General features: G+C 65.6%; 12 protein-coding genes. 7 read left to right on the forward strand and 5 right to left on the reverse strand.

The window, feature by feature from the left end:
* Nucleotides 1-193: 193 nt before the first annotated feature.
* The gene (locus MJ797_RS01775; protein ID WP_239311257.1) at nt 194-346 is read left to right on the forward strand and encodes a hypothetical protein; all 153 of its coding nucleotides are present in this window, start codon (nt 194-196) and stop codon (nt 344-346) included.
* A gap of 14 nt (nt 347-360) precedes the next feature.
* Here the strand turns inward: MJ797_RS01775 and MJ797_RS01780 are convergent, their stop codons facing one another.
* The 3 genes from MJ797_RS01780 to MJ797_RS01790 are packed head-to-tail and all read right to left on the reverse strand — an operon-like array spanning nt 361 to nt 2,258.
* Nucleotides 361-1,317, reverse strand: coding sequence for a bifunctional lytic transglycosylase/C40 family peptidase (locus MJ797_RS01780; protein ID WP_239331055.1), 957 nt, complete (start codon nt 1,315-1,317; stop codon nt 361-363).
* 45 nt (nt 1,318-1,362) lie between these two features.
* Entirely contained in the window at nt 1,363-1,989 is a 627-nt protein-coding gene (locus tag MJ797_RS01785) for a hypothetical protein (RefSeq protein ID WP_239331058.1), read from the reverse strand.
* Between the two features lie 50 nt (nt 1,990-2,039).
* Nucleotides 2,040-2,258, reverse strand: a complete 219-nt coding sequence (locus tag MJ797_RS01790) for a helix-turn-helix domain-containing protein (protein WP_239311254.1) — start codon at nt 2,256-2,258, stop codon at nt 2,040-2,042.
* Between the two features lie 200 nt (nt 2,259-2,458).
* On the opposite strand from MJ797_RS01790, the gene MJ797_RS01795 reads away from it, so the two are divergent.
* The 6 genes from MJ797_RS01795 (at nt 2,459) to MJ797_RS01820 (ending at nt 10,576) form a co-directional block, all read left to right on the forward strand.
* Entirely contained in the window at nt 2,459-4,603 is a 2,145-nt protein-coding gene (locus MJ797_RS01795; RefSeq protein WP_239331061.1) for a hypothetical protein, read from the forward strand.
* On the forward strand, nt 4,600-5,016 hold the full coding sequence (locus MJ797_RS01800; RefSeq protein ID WP_239331064.1) for a DUF6112 family protein: 417 nt from the start codon (nt 4,600-4,602) through the stop codon (nt 5,014-5,016). The genes MJ797_RS01795 and MJ797_RS01800 overlap by 4 nt, the downstream gene beginning before the upstream one ends.
* A 378-nt stretch (nt 5,017-5,394) precedes the next feature.
* Nucleotides 5,395-5,925 carry a hypothetical protein gene (locus MJ797_RS01805; RefSeq protein ID WP_239331067.1) on the forward strand — a complete coding sequence of 177 codons (531 nt, stop codon included), beginning with the start codon at nt 5,395-5,397 and terminating at the stop codon, nt 5,923-5,925.
* 5 nt (nt 5,926-5,930) lie between these two features.
* Nucleotides 5,931-7,268, forward strand: a complete 1,338-nt coding sequence (locus tag MJ797_RS01810; protein ID WP_374581190.1) for a hypothetical protein — start codon at nt 5,931-5,933, stop codon at nt 7,266-7,268.
* A gap of 6 nt (nt 7,269-7,274) precedes the next feature.
* On the forward strand, nt 7,275-8,777 hold the full coding sequence (locus MJ797_RS01815) for an SCO6880 family protein (RefSeq protein WP_239312598.1): 1,503 nt from the start codon (nt 7,275-7,277) through the stop codon (nt 8,775-8,777).
* A gap of 104 nt (nt 8,778-8,881) precedes the next feature.
* Nucleotides 8,882-10,576: a conjugal transfer protein TraC gene (locus MJ797_RS01820; protein ID WP_374581192.1), complete on the forward strand. Its 1,695-nt coding sequence runs from the start codon at nt 8,882-8,884 to the stop codon at nt 10,574-10,576.
* Between the two features lie 67 nt (nt 10,577-10,643).
* Here the strand turns inward: MJ797_RS01820 and MJ797_RS01825 are convergent, their stop codons facing one another.
* Together MJ797_RS01825 and MJ797_RS01830 are read right to left on the reverse strand one after the other, a co-directional pair.
* Nucleotides 10,644-11,081, reverse strand: a complete 438-nt coding sequence (locus MJ797_RS01825; RefSeq protein WP_239331076.1) for a superinfection immunity protein — start codon at nt 11,079-11,081, stop codon at nt 10,644-10,646.
* Between the two features lie 81 nt (nt 11,082-11,162).
* The gene (locus MJ797_RS01830) at nt 11,163-12,872 is read right to left on the reverse strand and encodes a hypothetical protein (protein WP_239331078.1); all 1,710 of its coding nucleotides are present in this window, start codon (nt 12,870-12,872) and stop codon (nt 11,163-11,165) included.
* Nucleotides 12,873-12,985 lie beyond the last annotated feature (113 nt).

Here is a 12,985-nt window from a genome sequence, read left to right on the forward strand (position 1 = left end):
ATGAACTTCCGGCGCCGACCACTAAGCCGATGAACCGGCCATCGAGGGCTCCCGACGGTCCGGACAGAAGACACCACGCGTATTCAGTTGGTTACGCAAACGAGTTATCAGCATGTCGGAACACCGTGGGTAGCGGCAGGCTCCGGTCATCGTGGACGGCGCCCGTCCACCCGTCTTCCCCGCGAGGTCTGGCATGAAGAAGCTCGCACCGGTGTGCGCAATCGCGTTTGTGATCTTCTATGTTGCGAACACACCCACCGACGCGGCCAGTCTGGTCCAGTCGACGGTCTGTCTGCTCGGGAACATCGCGGACGGAATCTCGCACTTCGTCACCGCCGTCGCATGAGAAGCCCAGCACGCTCACGGACCGGCGAGGGGACGTGTCACCGCCACGATCGACGTCCAGTCCGACAGGTCCGATTCGACGACTCCCCAGCGAGCGCCCTTCGCCGCGATCACCCGGCCGTCACCGACGTACATCCCGACATGGCCAGGTGCCACGGGCGTACCGTCGGCGCCCGGGATGAACAGCAGGTCGCCGGGCTGGGGATCAACCCCGGACACCGACGGACCAGCCCGCATCTGGTCAACGGTCACCCGCGGGATCGACACCCCGATCTGTGCGTACGCCGCCTGCACGAGCGACGAGCAGTCCCAGGCGTCCGGCCCGGTCGCGCCCCACACGTACGCCTTGCCGAGCTGGGAGCGCATGAATGCCACCACCGGAGCGACGGCGGTGGCCGACACCGGCGCCCCGGTGGCGACGGCGTCACCGTAGACCTGCGCCAACGCGAGGATGGTTCGTACGTAGTTGCGGGTTTCCGGGTAAGGCGGAAGACCAGCGTAGGCCAGCACGGAGCCGGGCCCCGCGTTGTAGGCCGCGAGCATGTTCTCCTGCGAATCGCCAGGCACCGACGCCACGGACGCGGCCACCTCGCAGTCATAACGGGCCGCGGCCGGGATGGCGTCAGCTGGATTCCACACATCCCCATGGCCGTGGATCGCCCATGTCCTGGGCATGAACTGGGCGATCCCCATCGCGCCCACGCCGGACTGAGCGGTCGGGTTGAAGCCGGACTCCTGATGCAGCTGGGCTGCCAGGACGGCCGGAGTGACCTCGTCGCAGCCGGCGTTGTTCGCCGCTTCGGTGATCATGGGCAGGTACTCGGGCGGGATGCCATCCCCATTGGTGATGACCCGGCTCCGCCCAGATCCGTTGTTCCCGATGAACGGCCCAGCGATGATCACAACAATCGCCACGACCACGAAGACGAACGCGATGACGGTTCCTGTGAGACCGACGCCTGTCCAGATCATCCACCGCCGCCGGCTACGTGCCCGGTCCGCTCCCGACACCATCGTTTACCGGCCCGGCGCATCGCCGTAGGAGTTTGCGAGATCCGCTCCGGCCACCAGCCAGGTGCCGTCGGGCTGGCGCAACAACGTCAGCAGCGGGTTCGACACGGTCTCCACCCGGTCACCGGTGTGGTCGCTCACAGTCGTGCGACGCACGTTCAGCAACAACACCACCCGGCCGGTGGCCTTGGTGTCGACACCGCCGAACGAGGATGTGGCCAATACCACGACCGTGGACCGGGTGCCGGCCGCCTGCAGGTCGGACCAGGCCCGGTCCGCTCCCGACACGGCGCCTTCACCCAGGCCGTCCCCGCCGAGCTGGGCGAAGAAGTCCGGGGTCATACAGTTGCGGGCGCGCGCCAAGCCCGCGTTCGGCCCGCTGTCGGCCCGCGCGTCAAAGGACTGCCAGCGAACGAAACAGTCCGCAGCCACGCTTGCGGGATCATAGGTGTCCAGCGGAGTGGGGGCCGGTGCTGAGGCAGTGGCGAGAGGAGGGCCGGGCGGTATGTTCGCGGCCGGTGGCGGCCCGGTCACGGGTGGGCCGGTGGTGGCTCGCGCCGCAACGTCACGGATCGCCGAACAGGCCGGCATAACACCACCCAGCAGCACCAGCGCGGTCACAATCACGATCATCCTGGACGCCTGCCGGGACAGCGTCGATTCGACGTGCGAACCGGGAGACATCACTCCCGGCCGTCCAGCCAGTCCCGGACCCGGCCGCGGCGGACACGCCACTGGTGACCTATCTTGCGGGCCGGGATCTCCCGTTCAGACAGGAGCTTCAGCACCGTACTCTCCGAGAGCCGCAACCACGCGACAAGCTCGTCGACCGTCAGCACGTCATCGTCCGCGGGATCCCTGCCTGCCGCGAACGCCGCCACCGGGACGCCTTCCTGTGCCACGCGACGACCCCCTTCCCGAGCACATCGTCGCTGGCGCCGGAAGTTACACCCATGCAAGCCACCGTGACGAGTCCTGAAGGGGGCTTGTCATACTTGAACTGCTCGTGTTACATCGATCCGTTCAAAGCAGAAACCAACCAACCACAAGTAGCGGTAATGGGCATCAAGCAGCCGGAGACTACCACGGAGGTCGACAGCGCGTGACCGATGTGTCGCAGGGACCGTACGATGAGGACGGTGACGCACGTCCCGTCTCGTTGATCGGCGCCCGGATACCCGCGTCGACCCCACGTCCAGCCTCGACGACCCGTGGCACGCCCCCCACCGAGCCGATCCCGACGCCCCGATCCGCAACCGCGGCCAGCGCTGGCGCCGGTGCGGACACGGCGAACGGCCGGGTGGCCGGGCGTCGGCGTCGCCGCTTCCGCAGCGGCCCGACCGACGACAGCCCCGCTCCGGTCGACGATCCCCGCCAAGCCGAGACATTCCTGCTACAGGACGAGACAGCTCAGATACAAAAAGCCACGGAGCCCACACCTGCCGAAGTGATCGATGCTCCCGGCGGGATCGGGACCGCGGCCCCTGAACAGACAGCGGCGCCGGAACCGACGGCGGTCCCGCCTGTGGCGCTGCCCCCGCCCGCATCCGTGGCGCCGACAGCCCCCACGGTGGTGGCCCGACCATCCACCGACCCGAACTCGTCATCCCGTCCAGCGGACCCGCATGCCGCCGAAGGCCTGCCCACGGTCGTGCGTCGGGGCAGCCAGCGGCGACGTGACCGTGATTTCTCCGCGGCACCGGAGGCCCGGATCCCCGGGCCGTTGAGCGGGCGCCTTGGGCGCGACAGGCCGCGGAGGCCAAACGTGACCACGGCCGACGCCCAGTCACTGGAGACGGACACCGCCGGATCCGGCGCGGCGGAATCCGACGAGCCCATCGGGCAGCCCGGTCAACACGTGGACGAGGCCGCGGGCCCACTGGCTGCCCCGGCCAGGCAGGAGCCCTCAACAGGATCGACAGCGGAGCGAGCGCGTCTTCCCGCGGTGCCCGCACCCCGGGCCAGCCAGGACCTGTGGCCGTGGCAGGAACCATGGGCAGACGTCACCACCCTGGAACCGTGGGAGGAGATTCCTGTCCGCGAGTCCCTCGCGGACCGGGCCGCCGCGCCGTTGGCGGGCTCCTGGCGGGTGGCGATCGCATCACTGACCGGCGGCTCGGGCCGTACCACCGTCACAGCGATGATCGGTCTGACTCTCGCGGGCATCCGCGGTGAACCCGTGCTCGCCGTAGATCTCTGCGACGATCTGGAACACGCAGCGACCCCAATGGGCCTCGCCCCGGACAGCACATCCGGGATGTCGCTCGCGGAGCGTGTCGGCGCATACCCATCGGCCACTGTCAGTGATCTCGTCGCGGACGCCATCTCCTACCGGGCCCGTCGGGGCGGAGCGACTCGGCCGGTCGGCGAACTGCGCTGGCTGATCAATGGTGGCGCCGACGGCGCCTACCTGAGCGGGGACGCCGCGGGCCTGGACGTCCTGCCCGCCTGCCGGCCAAGCGAACCGGCAGCGCTGACAGCTCCCCGGTCAGGCAAAGCACGTGTTACCACCTCAGCGCCGACCGACCAGGTCGCGGCACCCCCGCCCGCGCTGGTGCCAGCTGGGATGCCCGGCCCGCTCACCCCCCCGGTACTCGCCTCAGCCTTCGCCACGCTGGGAGTGGCGTACCCGCTGGTGCTTGTCGACACCCCGCTCGACTGGAACTCGCCGCTGGCTTCGATCACACTCGGCGATGCCAGGGTCATCGTCCTGGTCGTACCAGCACTTCCCGGTGATCTCACCGAAGCCGCGGCCTCGTTGCGTGCCTCAGGCGGTCTGCGGGCAGGCCACGGCGGCCCGCCTCCAGTGGTGATCGTCGCAGCCGTATCGGTCCGCCGGGGGCGATGGTCACCGCAGACCCGGTCGGCCGCGGCCAAACTAGCTCGACGGGTGGATGCGATAGTCCGTATCCCTTATGACGCGCGGCTGGACGACACTGTGACAGACGTAGCTCCTGCCCGTCCAGGAAACGGCCCCAGCCGTAGGGACAACGCTGGCCGGGGACAGCGCAACAGTGTGCCGATCCCGTTCTTCCGGCTGCGGTGGCGCAGCCGGCGGGCCTTCCTCCGGCTGGCCGCGACCGTTGTCGACGCCTGCCGTGACCAGGATGACATCGGCGTCGACAACGATGAGATCGGCGACACAGCCACCGCGGCGACTTCCGTCACGCATGATCGGATTACAGCTCCAGGCGTATCATCCGACGATCTGCGCGCCGACCTGGCCCCAGGAAGGGAACAGCAATGATCGTCCAAGCCACGACCGCGCAGGTAGGGGTCATCCTGGCTCAGGTCCAGATCAAGCCTGACGACTCCAAAGCGCCGGGGATCAACGCGCTCAAGGACCTCGTCAACGGTCTCGCCGCCTACGCCGTGATCGCGGCCGTCGCCGCCGTACTTCTCGGTGGCATAGCCTGGGCACTCGGCGAACGGATGGGCCTCGACCGTGCCTCGGCAATCGGCAAGGGTGGCGTACTCGCCGGCTTCGGGCTCGCCTTTCTCGTCGGAGCCGCTGCCGCCGTCGTCAACTTCTTCCTCGCGACCGGAGCGACCGCGTCGTCCGGCACCCCCGACCAGCCCAAAGCGCTGGACAGGCCGGCTGCTGTGCGAATGCTCGACCCTGGGGACCACAACCAGGCGCCCTCGCCATGGCCGTTCTGACCGGTTCTTGGCATCCCGACCGGCTGATATTGGGATAATGGGTCGACTGTCATCGCCGGAGCAGTCACGTCCAAAGCCGTCACGCCGAAGGAGGGGACGTTGGTCAACCAGGATGGTTGGGCCACACGCCGTCTCGCTGGCCTCTTGGCGGCCACCGGTGTGGTGACGATGATCGCTGGTGTTCTCCTCGGCCGCTACGCCTTTCCCGCGCCGGACGCGACCGTCACCCAGCCGCGGAGGGCCGAACCTGTGGGACGCGTGCAGCCGGGTGCCGAGGCCTCCAGCACCGTCGTGGCCAGACCCAGCGAGGGGGGCGGCACCGGGACCAGCCCGCCCCAGACACCGACCCCGACACAACTCGGGCGTCAGCTGCCGGGCATGCCGACTCGTATCAACGAGTTCGGGATTCCAGTCGGCTACCCCCACACCGAAGCCGGGGCCATAAGCGCCTGCGGTAATTACATTTCAGCAATTCAAGATCCAAGCATGCGAAGCAGAGGGGGAATTCATCCCATATTCAAATCAATTGCCCTAGAATCCAGCGTTGAACCCCTATCAAAAAAAATAATAAACTCCAATGCAGAAATAGAAAAAAAGTTCTCCATTTCTTCAATAAATGATCCAAAATTTGGCTTCTCGCTTCGAGTTGTTGGATATAAAACCATTTTCAATAAAAACGATGAAGTGGCTGTCTCGATTTGGTCCACATCTTCAATTGGAGTTTACGGCGACAACAATTCAGACCTGTCTCCACAAGAAAAATGGGGGACGGATATTTGTAAAGTATCGTGGAGTAGCGAAGATTGGAAACTTTCCGAAGCAACCGACGGGCCGAGCACACCTCCTATCACAAGTAGGGAAGCAGAAGCAATTCAACGGTTTACCTACATAGGAAGGCCGACAACGTGAGCGCGGTGGCCGCACGAAGCGGACAACTCCTCGCAATCGGATTCAATCCTCTTGCTGGTATCAGGGATGCCGTTTCCGATAATGCTGGCGATTTCCTGGGGTCGGTGGGCGCAGCGTTCGCGAACATGGCGGCGGATCTTTCCTCGTCCGTGTTCAGCTTCGCCGCCCAGAAAACCGCGATCGACCTGAACCAAGACTATGTCGTCAGGAACTACAATATCGTCTTCGGCGTAGCCATCATGGTTGTCACAGGCCTGTTCATGTGTTCCTGTATTATCGGCGCCGTACGCGGGGACCCGTACATTCTCGGCCGTGCTCTCGCATCCACCGGTACCGCGATCTTCGGCTCCTTCATCGTACTGGCCCTCCTGCAGATGGTGCTTTCTGCCAGCGATGGCATCTCCGAAGCATTCGGCGACGGTGCACCGCTGGGCGCGAGCCTGGTGGCCCAGCTCCGAAGTCTCCCGCAACAGGGAAATTTCGCTCTCGACATGGTTCTGTCGCTGCTTGTCGCACTCTTCTCGTTCGCGCTCTTCCTGGTTCTCTATATCCGCGAGGTGGCTATCATCGCGGTCGCGGTTTTCATCCCGCTGTACCTGGCCGGGCAGCCGGCGATGTCGACTCGCAACTGGCTGAAACGAGCCGCGGAGATTCTCGCCGCGCTCATCTTCACCAAGCCCGTCATCTATGCGATTTTTACCTTGGGCGCGAGCATCGCCAGCGACTCAACCGGATCGGCCACGGACCAGACGCTGACGATTCTCAGCGGTATTGTGATCATGGCCGCCGCGGTGTTCTCGCCACTTGCGCTCCTCTATGTGATTGGGATGGCCGACGTCCAGGTGATGCAGGCGATCGGCACGGCGAGTAAGCGCGGTACAGCGAGTTTCGGCCATGGCGCGGGTGCGCTGCTCGGCTCATCATCGCGGGAGACCTTCCGGGGGATCGGCGGGCGGTTGCAGAGCCGGCAGCGTAACGGTCCAGGGGCGGAGACGGGCCAGCCCGTAACCGGGGATCTCACTCCGGTCGGTGCCATGGCCGGGGCGCGCAACCAGCGCGGCTCCGGCGTCGGCCCGGCAACGCGTGTCGGTACCCCGACCGCCAGAGCAGGTCGAGCCGGTGGTGGTCAGCCAGCCCCGGCCAGCTCCGCGGGTAGTTCCTCCGTGGCCGCCCCCGCGAGGGAGCGCGCGGGCACCTCCGCGCGCCCCCCACGCACCCCGGTCCCCCGAGCGGTCCCGCCAAGAGCTGCCCCATCCACCGGATCGCCCGCGATGTCGCCGTCGTCGGCGTCCAAGATGAGCACCCCGACGCCACCGATCCACCCCACCGCCGGAAGAAGCTGAGCGGGCGTGGCCGCCGAACGCAGTTACCGTTTCGGCCCGCTGGAACGTGGCGGGATCCTCCTCGGCATGCGCTGGCCGCAGCTCGGGCTGATGGTCGGAGTGATGCTGTGCATCCTTGGAGCGCTGCGGTCCCCGGTCATACTCGTTCCTGGCTGGATCGCGCTGGCGGGCCTACTGGGGTTCGTCGCGTTCGTTCGCGTCGACGACCGTAACCTCGACCAGTGGGTGCCGATCCTTTTCGGTTTCACGATGCAGAAGGTGATGGGCGAGACGGTGTTCCGTGGGGCGTTGTTCCGGACCGGCGACAACGCCGACCACCTCTCGAAGACCGCGTTGCCAGGGCCGTTGTCGTCCCTGGTGATGCTGTCGGTACCGGTTGGTAACGGCCGTTACGTGGCAGTTGTGAAGGACGCCAGGCGAGGGACGTTCACCGCTGTGTTGCAGGTGCAGGGCAGCCAGTTCGCGTTGCTTGAGTCCGGCGACCAACAGGCCAGAGTGGACGCCTGGGGCGAGCTGCTGGCAGGGCTGACCGTCGGCGGTGGGCGGCTCTCGCGCATCCAGTGGCTGGAGCGCACCCTGCCGGACTCCGGCGACCAGCTGCAACGGCACTGGCGGGTGCGAGGGCACCATGACAGCTCGTGGGCAGCCCAGGCGTACCAGGAAGTTATCGACGCGGCCGGCCCGGTGGCACGGCGCCACGAGACCTTCCTGTCGTTCCAGCTACGCACGCGTGACGTGCGCCGGGCCATCCAGCGCGCCGGCAACGGTGATCACGCAGCCTGCACCGTGTTGCTCGGTGAGCTGCGAACCATGGAGGCCGCGCTGGCCAGGGCATCCATCAACACGGTCGGCTGGCTGCCGCCGCGCGCTCTGGCCGCAGTGATCCGCACCACCTACGACCCGTACTCGATTGAAATGATCGATGCACGCGGCGGTGCCGCGGCGGACCGGGCGGGCGGGCTCGCGGGGCTGCCGTCGGGCATCGATCCAGCGATCGCCGGCCCGGTCCGCGCGGTCGCGGCCTGGGACCACTACCGCACCGACTCCGGCTTCCACACCACTTACTGGATCAATGGCTGGCCGCGGGTCCCGTCCCCTGCGGCGTTCCTCGCGCCGCTGCTCATGGAAACAACCTGCCGGCGGACAGTCTCTCTCGTCGTCGAGCCGGTGCCAGGCCGCAAGGCCGAGAAAGCGGTCAACCGCCGCCGGATGGCTCATCTCGGCGAGCAACAGATGAGAGACAAGGTTGGCAAGGTAACGACCCAGCGTGACATGGCGGAAGCCTCCGAAGTGGAACGCCGCGAGCAGGAGCTCATAGCCGGGTTCGGCGCATTCCGCTTCCATGGATTCGTGACCGTCTCCGCGGACGATCTGGACGGCCTGGCCGACGCGTGCGGCGAAGCCGAAACCCTGGCGTCGCGCAGTCGGCTGGAGATGGTCCGGCTGGTAGGCGAACAAGACCAGGGGTTCAGCGTCGCCGCGCTTCCGCTGGCAGTAGGGGTGTCATGACGGTCGACCGGTCAGACGGAGCCAGAACGAACCGAGAAACCCAGTATGAGCAGGGGGAGTCACGCCGGAGTGAACGTGCGACGGCGCGGGCTGAACGGGCCGCCGTGGGAGCCGAACGTGCGGCGATCCGACGGGCCCGAACAGCGCTGCGCCGGGGCGAGCAGCCGCCGAGGCTGGCCGGGCCCCACGCCGGCAGGCTTTTCCACCGGCTACGGCTGCCATCCCATCTGGAGACGACCGCTCAGATCGCCGGCATCTACCCGTTTGTTGTGGATGCCGGACTCAATGCCCCCGGAATGTACATCGGGCGCCATGTCTGGTCGGGCGACTCCTTTGTCTTCGACGTGTTCGAGCTCTACCGCCAACAGGTCATCGAGAACCCGAACTTCGCGGTGTTCGGCTCGGTCGGGTCACGCAAGTCCTCCCTGCTCAAGACCCTGATCTCACGGGGAGCCGCGTTCGGTTACCAGGCTGCCGTCCCCTGCGATCCCAAAGGGGAGTACACCAGGCTCGCGCGACGGCTCGGCTGCGAGCCGACCTACATCGGCCCGGGACTGTCAACCCGGCTCAACCCGTTGGACGCTCCGCCTCGGCCGCCCGGTATGACGGACGGTGACTGGGCCCGGGAACTCAAGCGGGCACGTTCGGCACTGCTATCCTCACTGATCGAAACCGCGAAAGGAGTGCCGCTCACTCCGTCGGAACACACTGCCGTGGATCTCGCTCTCGATGTCGTGACCCGACAGATCACCGGTGCCTCCACTGATCGGCAGGCGGTCCCGCTGCTGCCGCACGTCTTGGACGCCATGACGAACCCGACGGACGCCGACTGCTCGGGGCTGCCGGTAACCGCTACCGAACTGCGGGATTCCTCCCGGGACGCGACGCTGACGCTGCGCAGGCTCACTCATGGCGCGCTCGGCGGGCTCTTCGACGGCCCGACCACGTCCCCGTTGGACTTCGATCGGCCGATCGCCGTGCTCAACCTCGAACGGGTCCAGGGTTCTGACGAAATGATCGCATTGATCATGACTTGCGCGCAGGCCTGGATGGAAGCGGCGCTGATGCGTCAGGATGGCGTGCAGCGTTATGTCGTCTATGACGAGTGCTGGCGACTGATGCGCTTCGCGGGTCTGGTCCGACGGCTGTCCGCACAGCAAAAGCTCGCCCGCCAGTGGGGCTGCGCGAACGCGATCGTCGCACACCGGATCTCAGACCTGCTCTCGGCGTCGCCGGATTCGGTCGAGGTGGCCAAGGGCCTGCTCGCCGAAACGGCGATTCGCATCCTGTACAAGCAGGCGTCCGATCAGATCCCGGAAACCCAGCGGGCGCTCGGCCTTACCGACGTGGCCTCGGACATGCTGCCGAGGCTCGACCCTGGCTTCGCTTTGTGGCTCATTGGTAACCGTGCGTTCTACGTCGAACATATCGTCGGCGATCTGGAGATTCCCGTCGTCCTCAACGGCTCAAAGATGCACGGCGAGGTCGACAATATCAACCTCTTTCCCGATGATTTCGACCCGGATCTGCTGGACGACTATGACTATCCGGACCAGGTCGACCACGAAGGTCGTGATAGCGACCCCGCCTACGCGAGCAGCAGCGGTCCAGCTGCCGACCAGCACGGCGAAGACGACCCCCAGTACCTGGAGAAGCGCCGGGCTGGCAGCTTCGGGGCACCACACCGGTACGGACCGGACAGATTCACCGTCGACACTCCGGCCTCAGACCAGAATAGGGCCGCCCCCGAGGAAGTCATGGATACCTTCCCCTTTGGCCCGCTTTCTCGGGAGATCTAGCTCCTCGAGAAGTCCAACTGCCCGGGACGGCCAGAACATCGGCTCTGGCTTCCGTCACTCCTGACTGTCACTGTCGGCCGCCATAGGGCGGGTTCTGCTCGCGGGGATCCGCCGACGGTGACGCCCACGGTTGTTGCTGTTGCGCCTGCCAGCCTGCCTGCGGGGCCTGCCAGCCGTCCGACGGAGGAAGCTGCTGCTGTGCGGGTGGGTATGCGTTTGGATCCTGCCAGCCACCTGGTGGCATGTACCCACCCGGCGCCGACTGATTGACGTTCACCTGTACCGGGGTGCCACCGCTGCTCACGGCGAGGGCGATGGCGACGACCCAGCCCACGAGCGTCCAGCCGAGGAAAAGATTGATCACGAAGACCGAAGCGACCTGCCGCTTGCGCACCACGGCGATAATTGTCGGAATAAAGTAAAAGGCGATGCCGAAGACGACGGCGAGTAGTATCACGACTCCAGCAGCGGCGCCGGCGCCGGAACCACCTTGAGCGACGTCCATGACTTCCCCCGCGTTCATAAATGCGACAGCCTGACCGTATGATTTGGGTCACTGTAGCAGGGTTCGGTCGGAAAAGCACCGCTACCCGTTATCCGGCTCCCACGGCAGCCCCAGATTGATCGCCTCAGGCTGATCACCAGCATCACCTGCCGCCAGACCCGGTGGAACGGACTGCCCAGTGATCATGGGCAGAACTCCTGGCCGCCGGGAAGCTGGCGGTACCGCCGGGTGAGCGGTGGACGCGACCCTGGGCAGGAGAACAATTCCAGGGTTGCAGTCGCCGAGTGCGGCACGGCGCTCGCCCAGCGAGGAGTCGACCAGCACAAAAGCGGTCGGTGGGAGCTGTTGGATCTGTGTCGGCTCGACGCTGAACTCGTAGACCCGCTGCATGATCGCGCCGTCTTGCTGGGAGTCGGTGACTGACAGGCTCTCGGTATCCTCCCAGAACGCTGACTGGGAGACCGAAACCGAGCGGTTCCAACCACCCGATCTCCCGCCCTTGCCTCGCGAACCGCTTCTGCCTTCGGTTTCGGAAACTGTAACGCTCCCACCCGCGCTGCTTGACATTCCTGTGGTGAGGCTGCTGCCGACCTGCCGGGTAATCTGGGAGAAGACGAACTTATGCCCGCGACCGACGAACTCGGCCGCGGCCTCGGCCTCCCTTGCGTTTCCGAGCTGCATGATAAGCGTGGCGCTGTCACCAGTACCGATCAGGCGCTCCGCGCCCTCCGCCAGATGTTCGAACAGGTTGACAAGACGAATGCCGGCATTAGCGGCATGTCTGGCCATGCTTTCCAGCGCGGGTAGACCCATCCGGTCCCCTCCGGCAACCACCAGCATGTCCCGGGAAACATCGCCCCGGCTGCGCCGGAGCCGGTGCAGCACGATCTGGAACAGCACCTGATCGATGAGCTCCTTGCGAGCGGCGGAGGTGTCACGGCTCGACGTCTCCATGACGCGGAGCCCGGATAGCGGCCACCATGATGGCGCTGTGCCCACCGCCGCGGCCTCGTCCCCCTCTGCGAGCCGTTCCAGACAAGCCCTCAGGTAATAGATTGCCTGTTGAATTCGCTCGCTGCTGCCCAGGGCGTCCAGCCGGCTGGCGATGGCGTCCCTCTCCTCGGGTGAAAGGGCATCAGGGCCGTCCAGCTGGTCACGGCCCTGCAGCACCCGCAGGCCCGAGGCAAGCCGGGTGAAGGTAAGCGGCGGGTCCAGCCTGGTGGCGATGGTCGTGAGTATCTCGGCGTCAAGAAGCCGAATTGCCGGGTTATCGCTCCCCGGGCGGAGCGTGTCAACGGCATTCGCGAGGAGTTCGGCAACGTCCTCAGGGTCGATGTCCCGCAGAAGCCCGAGCCGGCCTGTATCAGCGGGAAGATCATCGCCGCTAACCGGGAAACCAGCCGCGGTGGCGAGCTGGGCAACGCCGCCGCCGATCCCCCGCTCACTGAAGTCGAGCAGGAGAATACCGCCGCCAGACGACAGAACCGAAGAGCCGACGGTCGCCAGCAGACTTGCCCACCCATCACGAGTGCCGCCGCAGACATCTATCCGGCTCGCGGTCGACCGAGGCGCGAGCGGATGGAACAGAGGTGCTTCCGTCCGTCGTGCCTGCTCGGCCACCTCATGGCTCTCCACCGTGGCCCGCCAACCAGCGGTGGCCGACTGGTATCTCTCCCACTCAACGTCACGATGTTTTTGCCATTCGGTCTTTTCAAAAATAATTTTTCTTTTAAAAGAAATAATCCGGAAAACCAAAAGTCCAATCCATACTATTGGCCCTAGTACGAACATCCACAATCCATTATAGCGAACAAGGGCCAGGCCAATCAAAAATATAAAAACGGGAAATATTAATGCCCTAGGAAGTTTCTGCATACACTTTTCAAGATTATTTTCATATTTCT

It is taken from the genome of Protofrankia sp. CiP3, from assembly GCF_917627345.1.
Lineage (GTDB): Bacteria > Actinomycetota > Actinomycetes > Frankiales > Frankiaceae > Protofrankia.